Origin of the sequence: Stenotrophomonas sp. Br8, from assembly GCF_014763005.1 — a bacterium.
Lineage (GTDB): Bacteria > Pseudomonadota > Gammaproteobacteria > Xanthomonadales > Xanthomonadaceae > Stenotrophomonas > Stenotrophomonas lactitubi.
On the sequence record NZ_JACGTN010000007.1, the window covers coordinates 145,254 to 163,761 of the forward strand.

General features: G+C 67.0%; 17 protein-coding genes. 8 read left to right on the forward strand and 9 right to left on the reverse strand.

Annotated elements, in window-relative coordinates; genetic code table 11:
• Nucleotides 1–17: 17 nt before the first annotated feature.
• Nucleotides 18–746, reverse strand: a complete 729-nt coding sequence (gene hutC, locus H3005_RS07265) for a histidine utilization repressor (RefSeq protein ID WP_089236064.1) — start codon at nt 744–746, stop codon at nt 18–20.
• 28 nt (nt 747–774) lie between these two features.
• Nucleotides 775–2,145 carry a formimidoylglutamate deiminase gene (locus tag H3005_RS07270; protein WP_100552914.1) on the reverse strand — a complete coding sequence of 457 codons (1,371 nt, stop codon included), beginning with the start codon at nt 2,143–2,145 and terminating at the stop codon, nt 775–777.
• A 67-nt stretch (nt 2,146–2,212) separates the two neighbouring features.
• On the opposite strand from H3005_RS07270, the gene hutI reads away from it, so the two are divergent.
• The 6 genes from hutI (at nt 2,213) to H3005_RS07300 (ending at nt 11,373) form a co-directional block, all read left to right on the forward strand.
• Nucleotides 2,213–3,436: an imidazolonepropionase gene (hutI, locus tag H3005_RS07275; protein WP_100554150.1), complete on the forward strand. Its 1,224-nt coding sequence runs from the start codon at nt 2,213–2,215 to the stop codon at nt 3,434–3,436.
• Complete coding sequence (gene hutH, locus H3005_RS07280) at nt 3,433–4,974, forward strand: histidine ammonia-lyase (RefSeq protein ID WP_191077835.1); 1,542 nt, start codon at nt 3,433–3,435, stop codon at nt 4,972–4,974. Before hutI ends, hutH begins: the two co-directional genes overlap by 4 nt.
• Nucleotides 4,971–5,825: an N-formylglutamate deformylase gene (gene hutG / locus H3005_RS07285; protein WP_100552916.1), complete on the forward strand. Its 855-nt coding sequence runs from the start codon at nt 4,971–4,973 to the stop codon at nt 5,823–5,825. Before hutH ends, hutG begins: the two co-directional genes overlap by 4 nt.
• Entirely contained in the window at nt 5,822–7,489 is a 1,668-nt protein-coding gene (hutU, locus tag H3005_RS07290; RefSeq protein WP_100552917.1) for a urocanate hydratase, read from the forward strand. Before hutG ends, hutU begins: the two co-directional genes overlap by 4 nt.
• A gap of 148 nt (nt 7,490–7,637) precedes the next feature.
• Nucleotides 7,638–9,074 (forward strand): serine hydrolase domain-containing protein, encoded by a 1,437-nt coding sequence (locus H3005_RS07295; RefSeq protein ID WP_100552918.1) that lies wholly within the window; start codon nt 7,638–7,640, stop codon nt 9,072–9,074.
• Nucleotides 9,075–9,264: 190 nt separating this feature from the next.
• On the forward strand, nt 9,265–11,373 hold the full coding sequence (locus H3005_RS07300) for a TonB-dependent receptor (RefSeq protein WP_191077836.1): 2,109 nt from the start codon (nt 9,265–9,267) through the stop codon (nt 11,371–11,373).
• Between the two features lie 42 nt (nt 11,374–11,415).
• Here the strand turns inward: H3005_RS07300 and H3005_RS07305 are convergent, their stop codons facing one another.
• The 4 genes from H3005_RS07305 to H3005_RS07320 form a co-directional block, all read right to left on the reverse strand.
• Nucleotides 11,416–11,931 carry a hypothetical protein gene (locus H3005_RS07305; RefSeq protein WP_100552920.1) on the reverse strand — a complete coding sequence of 172 codons (516 nt, stop codon included), beginning with the start codon at nt 11,929–11,931 and terminating at the stop codon, nt 11,416–11,418.
• A 48-nt stretch (nt 11,932–11,979) separates the two neighbouring features.
• A complete protein-coding gene (locus H3005_RS07310; protein WP_100552921.1) occupies nt 11,980–12,729 on the reverse strand; it encodes a hypothetical protein in 750 nt (249 codons plus the stop codon).
• Nucleotides 12,726–13,103, reverse strand: a complete 378-nt coding sequence (locus H3005_RS07315; protein ID WP_100460482.1) for a VOC family protein — start codon at nt 13,101–13,103, stop codon at nt 12,726–12,728. Before H3005_RS07315 ends, H3005_RS07310 begins: the two co-directional genes overlap by 4 nt.
• Before the next feature lie 187 nt (nt 13,104–13,290).
• Nucleotides 13,291–13,869, reverse strand: a complete 579-nt coding sequence (locus H3005_RS07320; RefSeq protein WP_100552922.1) for a TetR/AcrR family transcriptional regulator — start codon at nt 13,867–13,869, stop codon at nt 13,291–13,293.
• Nucleotides 13,870–13,938: 69 nt separating this feature from the next.
• On the opposite strand from H3005_RS07320, the gene H3005_RS07325 reads away from it, so the two are divergent.
• Nucleotides 13,939–14,484, forward strand: coding sequence for a thioesterase family protein (locus H3005_RS07325; RefSeq protein WP_089236075.1), 546 nt, complete (start codon nt 13,939–13,941; stop codon nt 14,482–14,484).
• Between the two features lie 6 nt (nt 14,485–14,490).
• On the opposite strand, the gene H3005_RS07330 is transcribed toward H3005_RS07325, so the two are convergent.
• Nucleotides 14,491–15,618 (reverse strand): agmatine deiminase family protein, encoded by a 1,128-nt coding sequence (locus H3005_RS07330; RefSeq protein WP_191077837.1) that lies wholly within the window; start codon nt 15,616–15,618, stop codon nt 14,491–14,493.
• A gap of 144 nt (nt 15,619–15,762) precedes the next feature.
• Between H3005_RS07330 and H3005_RS07335 the strand changes: the two genes are divergently transcribed.
• A complete protein-coding gene (locus H3005_RS07335) occupies nt 15,763–16,623 on the forward strand; it encodes a LysR family transcriptional regulator (RefSeq protein ID WP_191077838.1) in 861 nt (286 codons plus the stop codon).
• 71 nt (nt 16,624–16,694) lie between these two features.
• On the opposite strand, the gene H3005_RS07340 is transcribed toward H3005_RS07335, so the two are convergent.
• Both H3005_RS07340 and H3005_RS07345 read right to left on the reverse strand, forming a co-directional pair.
• Nucleotides 16,695–17,441 (reverse strand): SGNH/GDSL hydrolase family protein, encoded by a 747-nt coding sequence (locus H3005_RS07340; RefSeq protein WP_223880113.1) that lies wholly within the window; start codon nt 17,439–17,441, stop codon nt 16,695–16,697.
• Between the two features lie 94 nt (nt 17,442–17,535).
• Nucleotides 17,536–18,504: a DUF2268 domain-containing putative Zn-dependent protease gene (locus H3005_RS07345; RefSeq protein WP_191077840.1), complete on the reverse strand. Its 969-nt coding sequence runs from the start codon at nt 18,502–18,504 to the stop codon at nt 17,536–17,538.
• Between the last annotated feature and the right edge of the window lie 4 nt (nt 18,505–18,508).

Consider the following 18,508-nt stretch of genomic DNA (forward strand, 5'->3'; position numbering starts at 1 on the left):
CGTGCGTGGATACGACCCTATCGCGCCCCGGGCGAGAAGCGGGCGACCAGATCCCAGGCATCCCCCAGGAACATTTGACGCACGCGGGTGATCGGCTGTTCGCCGCGCCAGGTCAGGCGCTCGATCACCAGGCAGGCGGTACCGGGTTTCACGTCCAGCAGCTTGGCGGTGGGCGCGTCGGCGCCCCAGGCGCTGATGCGATGCTGGGCGCGCGTCCACGACACGTTCTGCAGCAGCCAGCTGCCCGGCGCGGTGGTGCTGAAGTCCACTTCCAGCACCTCGGGCACGCCGACTGGGCTGATCAGGCGATGCTCCAGCGCCAGCGGCCGGCCATCGGCCAGATGCAGGCAGCGCATCGCCAGCAGCTGTTCACTGCCCGCCAGTTCAACTTCACCGGCATTTGCTGCCTCGGCCAGGCGCAGTTCACGCTGCAGCAGGCGGTAGCCGTACTGATGCCCGCGCGAGCCGACCTCCATGGCGATATCCGGGATCTCCAGCGCCACCTGTTCCAGGTGCGGCGGCTGCCGGGCCACGAACGAACCCGCTCGGCGGCGGCGCTCGATCATGCCGCTCTCCGCCAGCGCCGTCAGCACCTTGTTCACCGTCATCCGCGAGCAGCCGTACTGCTCCATCAGCTCGTGCTCGTACGGAATACGGAAGCCCGGCGCCCACTCCCCGCTGAGGATGCGGCTTTCCAGGTCGCTGCGGATGCGCTGGTTGAGCGTGGCGGACTTGCTGGCCTTCACGTAGTGGGGTCTCGATGGTGGGAGGCGATCAGCCCAGCACGCCACGCAGGGCAGCGGCGAAGGCGGTGGTGATGGCCTCGCGCTGCAGGTGGCGGCCCTCGGCCACGCACTGGCGGCCATGGCGCCAGACCGATCGCAGCGCGCCATTACGTGCGGCGAACACCCAGCTGTCAAGCCATGCGTCACCGTGTCGCGCCTGCAGCGCGGGATGCGCTGCATCCAGTTCAACCATGTCTGCACTGGCACCCACCTGCAGGCCTGCAGACACGCCCAGCGCCTGTGCACCGCCCTGCAGCGCCCCTTCAAACAGGAAGCGCCCGGTGCTGCGGCCCGCATCCGGGGCCAACACGTTGCGACCCCGCAGGGTCAGGCGCTGGCCGTATTCCAGCAGGCGCAGCTCCTCTGCGGCATCGATCAGCACGTTGGAATCGGAGCCGACGCCGAAGCGCCCGCCCTCGCGCGCGAAGGCCTGCATCGGGAACAGGCCGTCACCCAGGTTGGCTTCGGTAATCGGACACAGGCCGGCCACGGCCTTGCTGGCGACCATCTGCGCACGCTCGTCGTCGGTGATGTGGGTGGCGTGCACCAGGCACCAACGCGCATCGACCGGGGCATGTTCGTACAGCCACTGCACCGGGCGCCTGCCGCTCCATGCCAGGCAGGCTTCGACCTCGCGCACCTGCTCGGCGATATGGATGTGAACCGGCCCGTCGGTCAGCGGCAGCAGCGCGCTCAGCTCGTCGCCGGTCACCGCGCGCAGGCTGTGCGGTGCGATGCCGAGCACCGCATCGGGCAACGTGGCCAGCGCGGTGCGGGCACCATCGAGCAGCTGTGCGAATCCGTCCACGTCATGGATGAGGCGGCGCTGTGCCGGGTTCGGCGGCGCCCCACCGAAATCGGCGTGGGCGTAGAACACCGGCAGCAGGGTCAGGCCGATGCCGGTCTGCTCGGCCGCAGCGGCAATCCGCACGCTCATCTCGGCGCGGTTGGCGTAGGGCCGACCGTCGGCATCGTGGTGCAGGTAGTGGAATTCGCCGACGCGGGTGAAGCCGCTCTCCAGCATCTCCATGTAGGCCTGGGCGGCGATGGCCTGCACTGCGTCCGGGCGCAGATGGGCCAGGAAGCGGTACATCAGTTCGCGCCAGCTCCAGAAGCTGTCGCCGTCGCCGCCGCCGATCTCGGTGAGCCCAGCCATGCCGCGCTGGAAGGCGTGGCTGTGCAGGTTCGGCAGGCCCGGCACCAGGATGCCCACGCAGGTATCACCGTCCTGCGCTGCCTGCCCGCGCGTGACCGCCGCGATGCGCCCTTCCTGCACCTGCAGGCGGACATCGGCGGCCCAGCCGTCGGCCAGCAGGGCGTGGGCGGCATGGAAGGAGTGCGGGGAACGCGAATCGGACATGGCTGGACAACCCGAATTGGACGCCTATATTGTATAGACATATAAGCACAGCCGCGTTGTGGATGCCATGCACGTCGATACCCTCTGGTCCAACGTCCACCTGATGACCCTCGATGGCGAGGGGTTGGGTGTCCTTCGCGATGCAGTCCTGGCCGCCACCGATGGCCGCATCGTGCATGTCGGCCCCGCCGGCAGCGATGCCCACCTGCAGCCGACCACCCGCATCGACGGCGAAGGCCGCTGGATGTCGCCGGGCCTGATCGACTGCCACACCCACCTGGTCTACGCCGGCAACCGTGCCAACGAATTCGAGCAGCGCCTGCAGGGTGTGAGCTATGCCGAGATCGCCCGTGCCGGCGGCGGCATTGTCTCCACCGTACGCGCCACCCGCGCCGCCTCGCCAGAGCAGTTGGCACACGAGAGCCGCCCGCGCCTGTTGGCGATGCGTGCCGAAGGCGTGACCACCATCGAGATCAAGTCCGGCTACGGCTTGACCCTGCAGCACGAGCGCAAGCAGCTGCAGGTAGCACGCGCGCTGGGCGAGGAGTGCCGGGTGAACGTGGTGCCGACCTTCCTCGGTGCGCACGCGGTGCCGCCGGGCCGCGAGGCGCAGGAATACACCGACGAGGTGTGCGAGGTGATGATCCCCGCCATCGCTGCCGAAGGCCTGGCCGAAGCCGTGGACATCTTCTGCGAGAACATCGCGTTCTCGCCGGCACAGGCACGCCAGGTCTTCGAAGCCGCGCGCGCGCATGGGCTGGCCATCAAGATCCACGCCGAACAGCTGAGCAACCAGCATGGCGCCGAACTGGCGGCCGGTTTCGGTGCGCTGTCAGCCGACCATATCGAACACCTGGACGACGCCGGCATTGCCGCGATGGCCACCGCCGGTACCGTCGCCGTGCTGCTGCCCGGCGCGTTCTATTTCACCCGCGACACCACCCTGCCGCCGATCGCTGCGCTGCGCGCGGCCGGCGTACCGCTGGCGCTGGCCACCGACAGCAACCCGGGAACCTCGCCGCTGACCAGCCCGCTGCTGGCGATGAACATGGGCGCCACCCTGTTCCGCCTGACCGTGGACGAATGCATCGCCGGCTTCACCCGTGAAGCGGCGCGCGCGCTGGGCCATGGCGAGCGCATCGGCCGCCTGGCCGTCGGCATGGACTGCGACCTGGCGATCTGGGACATCGACGCGCCCGCCGACCTGGTCTATCGCATTGGATTCAACCCGCTGCACGCGCGCGTGGTGCGCGGACAGCCCGACCTGCCTGCCTCCTGGAGCAACACATGAGCAACACCCTGGTTCTTCGCCCCGGCCATGTCACCCTCGCCCAGTGGCGGCAGGCGTATCGCGGTGCGCCGCTGTCGCTCGACCCGGCCGCGTTGCCGGCGGTGCGCGCCAGCGCTGCGACGGTGGCTGCCATCGTCGCCAAGGGCGCACCGGTCTATGGCATCAACACCGGTTTCGGCAAGCTGGCCAGCGTGCGCATCGAACGCGAGGACCTGGCCACCCTGCAGCGGAACATCGTGCTTTCGCATGCCGCGGGCGTGGGTGAGCCGATGCCGGCGAATGTGGTGCGGCTGATGATGGCGTTGAAGCTGGTCAGCCTGGCCCAGGGTGCTTCCGGCGTGCGCGAGGAAACGCTGCTGCTGCTGGAAGCAATGCTGGTGAAGGGCGTGCTGCCGGTGGTGCCGGCGCAGGGCTCGGTCGGTGCTTCGGGCGACCTGGCGCCGCTCTCGCACCTGGCCAGCGTCATGATCGGCGTCGGCGAGGCCTTCGTTGGCGATGAGCGCCTGCCCGCCGTGGATGCACTGGCGCGTGCTGGCCTGCAGCCGGTGGAACTGGGCGCGAAGGAAGGCCTGGCCCTGCTCAACGGCACCCAGTTCTCTACCGCGTACGCACTGGCCGGCCTGTTTGAAATCGAAACCGTGTTCCAGGCCGCGCTGGTCACCGGCGCGCTGTCGGTGGAAGCGGCCAAGGGCTCGGACACGCCGTTCGATCCACGCATCCATGCCCTTCGCGGACAGCGCGGGCAGATCGCCACCGCCGCCACCCTGCGCACACTGATGCAGGACTCGGGTATCCGCGAATCGCACCGCGACAACGACGTGCGCGTGCAGGATCCGTACTGCCTGCGCTGCCAGCCGCAGGTGATGGGTGCGGCGCTGGACATCCTGCGCCAGGCTGCGACCACGCTGGAAATCGAAGCCAACGGCGTGTCCGACAACCCGCTGGTGTTCACCGATACCGGTGAGGCGCTGTCCGGCGGCAACTTCCACGCCGAGCCGGTGGCCTTTGCCGCTGACATGCTGGCGATGGCGGTGTGCGAGATCGGCTCGATCAGCGAACGCCGCCTGGCGATGCTGGTGGACCCGGCGCTGTCCGGCCTGCCGGCCTTCCTGACCCCGCGCCCCGGTTTGAATTCCGGCTTCATGATTCCGCAGGTCACCGCCGCTGCGCTGGTCTCGGAGAACAAGCAACGCGCCTACCCGGCCAGCGTCGATTCGATCCCGACGTCGGCCAACCAGGAAGACCATGTGTCGATGGCCGCGCACGGCGCACGCCGCCTGATGCAGATGGCCGAGAACGCGGCCAACGTGATCGGCATCGAGCTGCTGGCCGCCGCGCAGGGCTGTGACTTCCATGCGCCGCTGCGCTCTAGCGCCGCGCTGGAAGCCGTGCGCGCCACGCTGCGCGCGCAGGTGCCGACGCTGGAAGAAGATCGCTACTTCCACCCGGACATGGTGATCGCGACCGATCTGGTTCGCAGCGGTGCACTGGCCAAGGGCCTGGTAGAGCTGCTGCCCACGGTGGAACCGCAGGCATGAATGCCCATCCCGAATGGCTGACCGTGCACGAGGGCGATGCCCCGCTGATCGTCAGCTTCCCGCACACCGGCAGCGAACTGCCGCATGATCTGATCGGCGACTTCCACTCACCGTGGTTGGCGCGTCGCGATGCCGACTGGTGGGTGCATGAGCTGTACGACTTCGCACGCGGTATGGGCGCGACCACCGTGCGCTCGGCCATCTCGCGCTCGGTGATCGATCTCAACCGCGATCCCAGCGGCGTGTCGCTGTACCCGGGCCAGAACACCACGGGCTTGTGCCCGCTGACCACCTTCGACAACCAGCCGCTGTACCACGCGGGTCGCGAGCCGGACGATGCCGAGATTGCCCGCCGTCGCGACACCTATTTCGCGCCGTACCACGACGCACTCGCCAAGCAGATCGCACGCCTGCGTGCACGCCACGGCACCGTGGTGGTGTACGACGCGCATTCGATCCGCTCGCACATCCCGCACCTGTTCGATGGCGAGCTGCCGCAGTTCAACCTCGGCACTGCCGGGCCGTCCGGTGCACCGGACACCTCCTGCGACAACGCGCTGAGCGATGTGGTCGAAAACCTGCTGGCGCTCAGCGGCATGAGCCAGGTTCGCAATGGCCGCTTCAAGGGCGGCTGGATCACCCGCCACTACAGCAGCATTGCCGGAGGCGTGCACAGCCTGCAGATGGAACTGGCCTGCCGCGGCTACATGCACGAGCCTCTGCCCGACCAGGTGGACGAGCACAGCTGGCCCACCCCGCTCGACCCCGACCACGCCGCACCGTTGCGCCACACCCTGGCGCAGGTGCTCAACGCCTGCCTTGAATTCGCTACGAACCGGAGCGCCGCATGACCCGCAACGACCCGTCCCGCACCATCGCCGCCCCGACCGGCACCACGCTCAGCGCAAAGAGCTGGCTGACCGAAGCGCCGCTGCGCATGCTGATGAACAACCTGCACCCGGACGTGGCCGAGCGGCCGCAGGAACTGGTGGTGTACGGCGGCATCGGCCGCGCCGCACGCGACTGGGAAAGCTTCGACGCCATCGTCGAAACCCTCAAGCGCCTGGACGATGACCAGACCCTGCTGGTGCAGTCTGGCAAGCCGGTGGGCGTGTTCCGCACCCATGCTGATGCACCGCGCGTGCTCATCGCCAATTCCAACCTGGTGCCGCGCTGGGCCAACTGGGATCACTTCAACGAGCTGGATAAGAAGGGCCTGGCGATGTATGGCCAGATGACCGCCGGCAGCTGGATCTACATCGGCGCGCAGGGCATCGTGCAGGGCACCTACGAAACCTTCGTGGAAATGGGCCGCCAGCACTACAACGGCAGCCTGGCCGGCAAGTGGCTGTTCACCGGCGGGCTGGGTGGCATGGGCGGCGCGCAGCCGCTGGCCGCCGTGATGGCCGGCGCCTCGTGCCTGGCGGTGGAATGCCGCAAGAGCAGCATCGAAATGCGCCTGCGTACCGGCTACCTGGATACCTGGACCGACAACCTGGATGAGGCCCTGCGCCTGATCGAAGAATCGTGCACCGCCAAGAAGCCGCTGTCGGTCGGCCTGCTCGGCAATGTCGCCGACGTGCTGGACGAACTGCTGATCCGCGGCGTGAAGCCGGACCTGTTGACCGACCAGACCTCCGCCCACGACCCGGTCAACGGCTATCTGCCGCAGGACTGGACGGTGGAAGAATGGGATGCCAAGCGCGTAACCGCGCCGAAGGAAGTGGAGAAGGCCGCGCGTGCGTCGATGGCCAACCACATCCGCGCCATGCTCGGCTTCCACTCACTGGGCGTGCCGACCGTGGACTACGGCAACAACCTGCGGCAGATGGCGCTGGAAGAAGGTGTCGAGGACGCGTTCGATTTCCCGGGTTTCGTGCCGGCCTACATCCGCCCGCTGTTCTGCCGTGGCATCGGCCCGTTCCGTTGGGCGGCGCTGAGCGGCGACCCTGAAGACATCGCCAAGACCGATGCCAAGGTGAAGGAGCTGATTCCGGACAACCCGCACCTGCACCGCTGGCTGGACATGGCCGCTGAGAAGATCAAGTTCCAGGGTCTGCCGGCGCGTATCTGCTGGGTCGGGCTGGGTGATCGCGATCGCCTGGGACTGGCCTTCAACGAGATGGTCGCCAACGGTGAACTGAAAGCACCGGTGGTGATCGGTCGCGACCATCTGGACAGCGGCAGCGTGGCCTCGCCGAACCGCGAAACCGAAGCGATGGCCGACGGTTCCGATGCAGTGTCCGACTGGCCGCTGCTGAACGCCCTGCTCAACACCGCCAGCGGTGCGACCTGGGTGTCGCTGCACCACGGCGGCGGCGTCGGCATGGGTTTCTCGCAGCACGCCGGCATGGTGATCGTCTGCGACGGCACTGAAGCGGCGGCCAAGCGGATTGCACGCGTGCTGTGGAACGACCCGGCGACCGGCGTGATGCGCCATGCGGATGCGGGCTATGAGATCGCGATTGAGTGTGCGAAGGAGAAGGGGCTGGATCTGCCAGGAATCCTCGGCTGATCGAGCGTCGCCGGGCACGGCCCGGCGCTACCGGAAACGTGTGGTAGTGCCGGCCGCTGGCCGGCTCTCCCTGATGCGGGAATCGGTGCTCTTGACCCGCTCTCCCGCCGTGACCAAGATGCGCCATCGCCGCTGACGGAACACCGCGATGTACCGCGTGCTTGCCGCTGCACTCTTCTGCGCCCTGGCAGTCACCTTGCCCGCTTCGGCACGTGATGTTCCCGATGATCTTTTGGCTCGTCTGGACGCCCAACTGCAGGTCAACCGCGAGCGCTACGGCATCGCCGGCCAAGCCGTGCTGGTCGCCCACAACGGCCAGGTGCTCTACCAGGGCGCCAGCGGCGAACGCGACCCGGCTACCCACGCGCCCGCCACCATCGATTCCATATTCGCCGCGCAGTCGGTAGCGAAACTGCTCACCAGCACGCTGGTGATGCAGTTGGTGGACCAGGGCAATGTGGATCTGGATGCTCCGGCCAGTCGCTATGTGCTGGACCTGCCGCCCGCATGGCAGAAGATCCATGTGCGCGACTTTCTCAATCACAGCTCGGGCATCGCCGAGTACTACGACCGGGTCGACAACCGCTGGATAAGCAAGGGCTACACCGGCATAGCGCCCGACCTAGCCGCCGCACTGAAGGTCGCCGCTGCGGCGCCGATGCAGTTCGTACCCGGCAGCCGCGTGCAGTACACGCAGGCCAACTACCTTGTGCTCACAGCGTTGCTGGAAGCGCATTACCGCAAGCCCTATCCGGCCATCGCGCGCGAACGCATCCTGCAACCGCTGAAGATGCGCAGTACCTCGTGGGGCACGGCCAGCGTGCCGGCGCAGCGCGCGGCCGTGCCTTACATCGGCAAGGACGGCCAACTGCAGCCGGCCAACGAAGATCCGTGGCCGAACTACGGCTGGGGCCATGCCGACCTGCAGACCACCGTGGGTGACATGAACCGCTTCCTGCAGGCGCTGGCGACCGGCAGGCTGGTGCGTACGGCAACACTGGAGAAACTCTGGCAGCCGCAGAAACTGAGCGGTGGCGGCAGCAATTTCTTCTCCACCGGCTGGGATACCACCCGCAGCGACGGCTACACCCAGCTCGGCCACGACGGCGGCACGCGCGTACGTGCGCGGCTGGCCTACAAGGGCACGCTGGCCGGCGGCTACTGGGTGTTCGTGTACCTGACCAACGGCAGCGCCCGCAATGTGTGGTCGAGCACGCTGGTGGAAAGCACGATGGCGGTGGCCGCGCCGCAGGAGTTTCCGCATGCAGTGCTTTCCGAGCGGCTGATCGGCTACGCGCTGGATGAAAGCACCGATGCGACACAGGCGATGCGTAGCTGGCTGCGCGACAGCAATGGGGTTCCCACGGGCGAACTGGAGCGTGCGATCAATGCCGATGGTTACGCTATCCGCGAGCGCCTCGGGGCACGCAAGGCATTGAAGGTGTTCACGCTCAACACCGAGCTGTATCCGGGGTCGGCCAACGCGTGGGACAGCCTGGCCGAGTGCCATGCCGCGCTGGGGGAGAAAGAAACCGCTGATCGGCTGTATGCGCAGTCGAAGGCGCTGGCGAAGCCTTCGCCGTAAACCCTGTAGAGCCGAGCCCATGCTCGGCTGCTTTTCGTTGCGATTGGAGAAAGCCCGCGCTGCGCGCGATAGCCGAGCGTGGGCTCGGCTCTACAGCGACACTGCGGGCGGCCATACGCGGGTGGAGGGTGACGTGGGGCCATCGACCTGTTAACTTGCACGCCACTTTCGTGGTTTACAGCATTTCCGCATGCCGCTCTCGCCGTACCGCCCCACCCCGTCGCTGTTGTTCCTGGCCGTAACCCTCGGCCTCGCCACTACCGCCCAGGCCGCGCCACAGGCCACCACACTGGATGCGGTGCAGGTCACCGCCGCCGATGCCAGTGCGCAGGCGCGCGAGGCACTGAAGCGCGTACCAGGCGCCAGCAACGTGATCGACGTGGCCAAGGCGGACAGCCGCCTGGCCAGCAGCGCCGATGTGCTGGCCTACCAGCCGGGCATCAGTGCGCAATCACCGGGCAACGAAGGTACCAAGGTGTCCATCCGCGGTTCGGGCATCAACCGCGGCCCGGGCGCGCATGCTTCCGGCATCGCGGTATCGATCGACGGCCTGCCGCTGACCGGCCCGGGCGGCACGCCCTACGAACTGCTGGAACCGTTGTGGCTGTCGCGTGTGGAAGTCCTGCGCGGCGCCAACGGCTTCGAACGCGGTGCCCTGGCGCTGGGCGGTGCCATCGACTACATCAGCCGCAGTGGCCGCGATTCGGCTGGCGTGCAGCTGCACTACGAAGCCGGCAGCCGTGGCTACCAGAAACGCGGCCTCAGCTGGGGCGGCGTCAGCGGTGACGTCGACTACTTCCTGGCTTATACCGATACCGAATTCGACGGCTACCAACGGCATGCGTCCGGCGATGGCAAGGGCGCGATGGCCAACATCGGCTGGCAGATCACCCCCGATCTGCAGACCCGCTTCTTCGTGCGCTACCGCGAAACCAATCACGAAACACCCGGGCGCCTGACCCGCGAACAGATCCGCAACGATCCGCGCGCGGCGAACCCGGCCAACCTCGCCATCGATGCGCGCCGTCCGCAACCGGGCAGCACCTGGGTGGGCAATGTCACCACGCTGCAGATCGATGAGGATTCGTCGCTGCAGGCCGGGCTGGTCTATCACAAGTATCCGATGGACTTGAACGAAAGCCTGTACCGCCAGCAGCTGGACTACGCCAACCTCAACGCCACGCTGGACTACCGCCGCCGCCATTCGCTGTTTGGCCTGGACAGCGAGACCATCATCGGCCTGCGCGTTACCCATGACCTGGATGCCGATGTGCGCGAGTCGCTGCGCTTTGCCAACAACGGTTATGCCGCCGGCACCCGCACGCGCGACTTCCGCCACCATGGCACCGACAGCACGCTGCATATCGGCAACAACCTGGCGGTGAATGAGCGCCTGCGCGTGCAGACCGGTTTTGCGCTGATCAACACTCGCCGCGATGTGCAGGTCACCTGGCCGAGCACTGGTGGCCGCCTGCGCGACCACGACTGGGATTACGCACCGCGGCTGGGCTTCACCTGGCAGCAGACACCGCAGACGCAGTGGTTCGGCAACCTCAGCCGCTCGGTGGAAGCGCCACATCCATGGTCGATGATCTGGGGCTCGAACCAGTACTTCGGCGCGGGCAATGGTCCGTCCAGCGGCCGCCAGCGCGCGCCGGTGGCGATGCAGAACCAGACCGCCACCACGCTGGAACTGGGTGCACGCGGCGACGCCGCGGTGGGCCGCTGGGAACTGACCGGCTACTACGCGCACGTGAGCCATGAACTGCTGAGCGTGGAACTGCAGCCGGTGCCGAACCTGTTCATTGCCGAGAACAACGCCAGCCCCACCGTGCACCGCGGCCTCGAGGCCGGACTGGACAGCACCTTGTGGCAGGCGGCACCGGGCCGTTTGTCGCTGCGCCAGGCCTATACCTTCAGCGATTTCCGCTATCGGCATGACACACGTTTCGGCAGCAACCGCCTGCCGGGTCTGCCGCGCCATGCGTACCAGGCCGAACTGCGCTTCGACCACGCCTCGGGTCTGTATGCCGCACTGAACACCGAATACGCCTCGCGCATCGCAGTGGACTACGCCAACAGCTACTGGGCCGGCAGCCACGTCATCTTCGGCAGCCGCATCGGTTACGACGCACCGGGCGGCCGCTGGCAGCTGTGGGCGGAGATGCGCAACATCGGTGACCGCCATTACGCCGCCACCGTCACCCCCGGTTACAACGATGCCGGCAAGGACGTGGCGCGCTCCACGCCCGGCGAAGGCCGCGGCGTGTATGCAGGCGTGCGCTGGCGCTTCGATTGATTCGTAACGGGAGCGCCGGACATGGCCCGGCGCCCCCTGGGATCACGCAATGCGCCAGGACGGCAGGCGCTCACTGCGCCGCCAGACCGTGGGCGCGAAGCCCATCATCAACAGCCCCGCCAGCCACTTCGGCGACGTACTGAGCAGCGTCGACGTCAACGCTGCATCCAGCGGAGCGGCCTCCTCCTGCCAGGGGTTGTAGCCGAGGTAGATGATGCTGCCTGCCCACCACAGCAGAGCCACCCCCAGTCCCACCAGCAGCAGCGCCATCGTGCGGCAGGTCCAGCGCTGCGAGGTCGTGCCCCACTCGCGGGAAATGGCGACCAGCAGGGCAACCACCAGCAACGACACCAAGGCCACCAGGCCGATGTCCACCTTGTGCCCGATGCGTTCATAGGTGCAGGCGCGGCATTGGACTTCTTCTGCGGCCGCCTCCGTTGTGGGCGGGGCCGCTGCGGGCGCGGACTGGGCCAGCACCGCGAACGGCATCAACAGGGCGAGCATCGCCACCATCAACCAACGAACGAACTTCCTGTTACTGCGTGCAGCGACATCCATGCGCTTCTCCTTGGGTGTGATTGAAATTCAACGTGGTGGCAGATCCTGCTAAAACGCCTTGAACACCTGCATCAGACTGACCGCATCCGGTGCCAGCTCCTGCGCAAGCCAGCCCAGCGCGGCGAAGAACACCAGCAGTCCCAGCAGCGGCCAGATCGTATGGGACAGGCACAGCCGCCACCAGCCCTGCGCCTGCATGCCCTGCATGCGCTTGTACAGACCGCCGGCGATGGCCGCATCCACCAGCAGCTCGGCCATCAGCACCGGCGCCGACCACACCACCCAGACACTGGCCAGGAGCACCGTAGCCACCAGCGCGATGATGCCGAGAACGGCCAGCAGCGGCAGGCCTGCCTCGCCGTCGGCTACGTCCAGCAACGACGTGCTGTCGGCACTCGTGCTGGAGGACGCTGCGGATTCACCCCACGAGGCGGACGCGCCACCACCGCCGGAATGTCCGCCGCTGCCGCTCCACGGCGATCCCGGGCTGCCACCGCCTCCGGGCCCGGAACCCAATCCGTCGGCCACCGCATCCCAGCGCCACCGGATCCAGATCCACATCAACAGCAGGAATACGCCGTAGGCCATCAGCACGGCCAGTGGATAGCGCAGCAGCATCGCGTCCATGCCCGCCAGGCGCAGCACGTGCGAGGCGAGGAATCCTGCGGCGCCGGTCAGCACGACGATCAGGGCCATCTGCAGCCGTGGCCAGCCACGATGCTGCAGCTGCCGGCGTGCGTGCATCGCTTCAGTGCTGCGGCTGCTCGGCATGGAAACAGGCGGGCGTCGGTTGCTCATATTGCCGCCTTGGTCACCGCCTCGATGCGATGGCCGTCAGGATCGATCACGAACGCGGCGTAGTAACGGTCGCCGTAATCCGGGCGCAGGCCAGCAGGTCCGTTGTCCTGGCCTCCGGTTGCCAACGCAGCACGATGGAAGGCATCAACAGCCGCGCGCGTGGTTGCCGCCAACGCCAGATGGAAGCCGGGTCCCGGCGCCGCCGCATCGTCGCGCAGCTTCAGGCAGAGCAGGTCTTCATCATCGACCAGGCCATAGCCGATCGCGGTGTCGTCTTCGAAGACGCGGCGATAGCCAAGCGCTGCGAGCACTGCATCATAGAAGCGGCCTGCAGCGTGCAGATCGCGAACCCCGAAAGAAAGATGGTGCAGCATGCGGACATCCTTGCCTGGCACGCGGGTGATGGTTGGCGGATTGTAACCACGAATCGCGGCCGCTGCCTGCCAACTCACATGCGTGCCGGATGCTGCAATGCAGGACGACGATGGAGGCGGCGACATTGCAACCGGCCCATCGTGGCAACCAGCCAGGCCTCGCGATGCGTCTCCCGGCGCGGGTGATTCAAGCGGGTGGTGCAGCCGCCTTCAACAACTGCGCCGCCACCTGGTCGAACGGGGCGATGTCCTGCAGCGCGCGGCTCATCGCAACCGCCCCTTCCACGCTGGCGATCACCAGGCTGGCCAGCCCGTTCGCCGCGGCAGGTTCGTGGCCGTCGGCGATGAAGGTGGCCGCCAGGTGCCCCTGCCAGCGCAGGAACACTTCGGCGGCCGCCGCACGCGGCTGGCTCGGCGTAGCCTCCACCGGCTCCTCGACAGCCGCCGCCAGCACAGGGCAGCCGGCACGAAAACCGGTGCGCAGCAGGCGCTCGCGCCACAGTGCCAGGAACTGCTGCAACCCCTGCACTGCACCGCCCTTCAACAGCTCGATCAGCAGCGCCTCCACCTTGTCGCCGGCCATGGTGGTGGCCCGCGCCAGCAGCTCCTGCTTGCCGCCCGGGAAGTGGTGATAGGTGGACCCCAGCGGCGCTTCGGCCAGCTTGGTCACTTCGCGGATGCTGGTGGCATTGAGGCCCACCCGCGCGAGCATCTGCGCTGCAGCATCGATCACGCGCTGGGGGGCATCGGACGATCGCGGGCTCACGGCAGGCTCCTTGCTAAGACAGTCGTCATAGACTAGCGTATCGACCGTTCTATAACAGTCGTAATAACCATGAATCTCTGGTTCCGCCTGCTCCACCTGCTGCTGTGCAGCCTGTTCCGGCCCAAGCTGGACGCGCCATTCGGGGTCTCGCGCCTTTCGTTCCGGGTGCTGCCCAACGACCTGGACAGCAACCTGCACATGACCAACGGCCGCTACTGGAACATCTTCGACCTGGGCCGGCTGGACCTGATCCTGCGCATGGGGCTGGGCAAGGTGGCGCTGCGTGAGAAGTGGGCGCCGATCGTTGGCGCCGGCACCATCCAGTTCCGCCGCGAGCTGAAGCCGTTCCAGCGTTTCACCCTGGAAACGCGGCTGGTCGGCTGGGTCGGCACACGCGGCATCATGGAGCAGCGCGTACTGATCGGCCCGGAACAGAAAACCGCCACGCGTGCGCTGCTGATCACCGGCATCTACGATCGCCGCGCGCGACAGTTCGTCGGCATGCCGCAGATGATGGAATCGATCGGCGTGGTTGCTCCGCCTTCGCCGGCCTTGAGTGCGGCAGCCGAGGCACTGCTGGCTGCCGATGCTGCATTGAAGCTGGAAGATGCCTGAGCCGCGTCATCCGACCCGCGGCATGTTCTTGGTCACGCAATGGATGCCGCCGCCACCGCCGGCGATCGCATCGATATCCACCTGCTCGATGGTGCGGCCGGGATACAGGTCTTCCAGCAGTTCACGGCAGTAACCATCCGCCTTCGCGTCACCAAACTGCGGCGCGATCACCGCACCGTTGATCGGCAGGTAATTGATGTAGCCCCGGGCCAGATCGTCATTGTCGCGGGTGTGCACATTGTCGCGTCCGCCCAGCGGCGGCGGCAGCGTGTGCACCTGCAGCCTGCGGCCGTCGGCATCGGTGGCGCCGCGCAGGATGTCCAGATGCTCGCGGGTCAGATCGTAATCGTACGACTCCGGGTCGTTGTCCAGGTTGGCGATCACCACGCCCGGGCGCACGAAGCGTGCGTAGAAATCCACGTGCGCATCGGTGATGTCTTCGCCAGCGATGCCGGGCAACCAGATCACCTTGCGCAGGCCCAGGTGGTGCTTCAACTCCGCTTCGATATCCGCGCGTGACCAGCCCGGATTGCGGTTGCGGTTCACCCAGCAGCTTTCGGTCAGGATCGCGGTGCCGTGGCCATCGACTTCGATGCCACCGCCCTCGCCCACCAGATCGCTTTCCAGCAGCGTCGCGCCGGACATCTGCGCCAGCCACGGTGCTACTGCGCCATCGTTGCGTGCACTCTGCTTGCCGCCCCAGCCATTGAAGTTGAAATCGACCAGGCCGAGCCCACCCTTGTCATCGGTGACGAAACAGCCGCCGTAGTCGCGCACCCAGATATCGTCCAGCGCCACGTCGAGGAACTCGATGTTGTCGTTGCCGCAGCGCTCCTGCGCCTGCCGGCGCTGCGCAGGACGGCACAGCACGCTGACCGGCTGATGGCGGGCGATGGTGCGCGCCAGCCGGGCGACAGCACTGTTCACTGCATCGGCCTGCGCGCCCCATACCCGCGGCTGTGCAGCGAAGGCCAGGAAGACCCGCTCCTGCGGACCGTGCTCATCGGGCATCTGCCACCCGGCCGGTGCAGCGGCACGGGCGCGGGCGGGCAGTCCGGTCAGACCCAGCGCGGCCAGGCCGCCCAAGCCAGCGGTTGCGGCGAGTTGGGTGATGAAATGGCGTCGGGTAGACATGACAGGCTCCAGAGGCGGACCGTGAAGTCCGGCTGATCGATTCAGGCGCACCGGCTGATGCGCGACAGATCCATGTTGCCCTTGCGGATGGACGAGAACAAACGATAGATTCAGCGGGAATACGATCAGCCAGGCTTATCAATCATGCTCAAGCATTGGCCCCCGTTGAACGCCCTGCGCGGCTTCGAGGCCGCCGCCCGGCTCGGCAGCTTTCATCGTGCGGCCGAAGAACTGCACCTGAGCCAGTCTGCCATCAGCCAGCAGATCCGCGGGCTGGAGGACTCTCTGGAACAACCGTTGTTCTTCCGCCAGGGCCGCAGTGTGACCCTCACCGATGCCGGCATCGACCTGCTGGAAACCACGCAGTCGCTGCTGCGGCAACTGGCCAGTGGCATCCGTCGGCTCGATCAGTATCGCAAGCCGAATCAACTGATCGTCAACACCAGCCCCGCCTTCGCGCGCCACTGGCTGGTACCGCGACTGGGCGACTTCCGCCGCCAGCACCCGCAGGTCGACCTGTGGCTGTTGACCAGCGAAGAAGCTCCGGACATGACCGCACAGACGCTGGACATCAGCATTCGCGATGATCTGCAGGCACAGGCCCATTGCGAGCATCGCGTGCTGCTGCAGGACCGGCTTTATCCGGCCTGCCACCCCAGCGTGCTGGCGCTACCTGTTGCCGAGCGCAGCACCCTGCACGGCGAGCGCGAAATGGACTGGAGCCAGTGGCAGGTACAGGGCGGCGCGGATGTGGGCCAGCAGCGCGAAGGCCTGAATTTCTCCGAGCCAGGACAACTGCTGGATGCCGCGTGCCAGGGCCTGGGCATCGCACTGGTCAGCGAACTGCTGGCCGCACCGGCGCGCGCGCAGGGCCTGCTGCAGCCACTGGATGAGGTCTACGTACGCGGACCGCGCTGGAGCTGGTTGCTGCACGAGGACAGCGCCCGCGATCCGCTGGTGATGCGGTTCTGTGGGTGGCTGCTGGCGGAACTGGCGATAGGGTAGTGCCGGCCGCTGGCCGGCAATCCGTTCGCCATGCAGATTGAGGTTGCCGGCCAGCGGCCGGCACTACCGTCTCAGCGCTTAGGCACGTTCGCCTGCGCGCGCTTGATCGCCGCCTCGGCCAGCGGTGCCATCAGCGCATAGCCCTTCGCCGTCGGGTGCACGCCATCGGTTGCCAACTGCGCATCCAATCCACCGGCACCATTGGCCATCGCTGCGTAATAGTCCAGATAGACCAGACCCCGTGCATCGGCATGGCGCTTCAGCGCAGCATTCAATGCACGCACCTTGGGAGCAGGCGTGATGCCCGGCATCCACGGGTACTCGCTGACCGGCAACACCGACGCCAGCACCACCGCGATGCCATGCGCCTTCGCCAGATCCAGCATGGCCTGCAGGTTGTCCTCGATCATCGCCTGCGTGGCCGGACCGGTGTTGCCGGCGATGTCATTGGTGCCGGCCAGTATCACCACCACATTCGGGCGCAGCGCCAGCACATCCTGCGAAAAGCGCACCAGCATCTGCGCGGTGGTCTGCCCGCTGATGCCACGATTGATGTATCCCTTGCCGGGGAAGAAGGTACTGCTACCTTCCGCGCCCCAGCCTTCGGTGATCGAATCGCCAAAAAACACCACGCGTGGCTGGCCGGCCAGTGGCGCTGGCAACGCGGCATTGGCCGCGCGGTACTTCTGCAGTTGCGGCCAGTCGGACAGGCGCTGCTGCATGAAACGCACCTCGTCCGGTTGCAGCTGTTCGACCGGCCTGGTCAGCAGCGGATTGCTGGCCGCCTGCACCATCACTGGCATGGTCAGCGCTGCCATGAGCAGACCAGCCGGTAGCCAAGCCGTTGAAGTCATCCTGCGCACGAGCATCCTCCGCTGTCGACCTGGCCAGTCTAGCGCCACCTGCGAAGGGTCACTTTGCCGATGCAGCCGCCCTTGCCGCCACACCGGTCACCTTGGCCGGCATCCACATCCCCGGCGTCCAGCCACTGGCCTCCAGGATCGCCTTCGGGTTGTCCTGCTGGATCAGCGCGCGCACAGCATCGCGCTTGTTGCCGGCCTGCAGGTAATACGCCTTGGCGATGCGATAGCCCACCCAGTAGCCCAGGTCGTAGGGCTCCTGCGAACCCGGCGTGTGGTTGTACAACCAGGGCTTCAGATCGGTGCTGTCCATATCCAGCGCGAACGCACTTTCGATATGCACTTCCTTGCCCCGCGTCCAGCCTGCATGCCGACCATTGCCGACGTCGCCGGAAATCAGCTCGGCGATGAACTCGGCGACACCCTCGCCCAACGACTCGCGCAGTACCGTCGCCCGCGGGTCACCTGCTTCGTACTCGCTTACTCCGGTCTGCTGGATATGCACGTACTCATGGGCGATCACGTGCACGAAGCGGTCCTGCGCGTTGGCGTTCATGAAATCTGCCGCACACAGCGCTTCCAGGCCGATCACCACCCCGTCCGGGTACGTCATGCCCACCGGTTTGCCGCGTCCCACCACGATCGCTACCGGCGGGAACTTCGCCTGCGGATAGATCGCCTGCAGGCTCGCGAACACCTGCACCAGTCGTTGCCGCACCGCAGGCAACTCCGCCAGGCATGCCCGTCCGTTGGCATACACCGCAGGCTCGCGCGCCATCGCGTCGGCCATGCGCTCGGCGGTCACCCGGCGCAGCTTCGCGAACTGGGCCAGGCTCGGCGTGCCCTGTGCCAGGTACTGCTCCAGCTGGGCCACGCTCGGCTTGCCGCCGGCCGCCTCGTAAAGCGCGTAGAAACGGGTGGCATCGGTGGTCAGGATTTCCGGTCCCGGCGCCGCCGCCTGGACAGTGCCGACCACCCCGCCGAGGGCCAGGGCAAGCAGGCAACGCAACGACACGAACATGGCT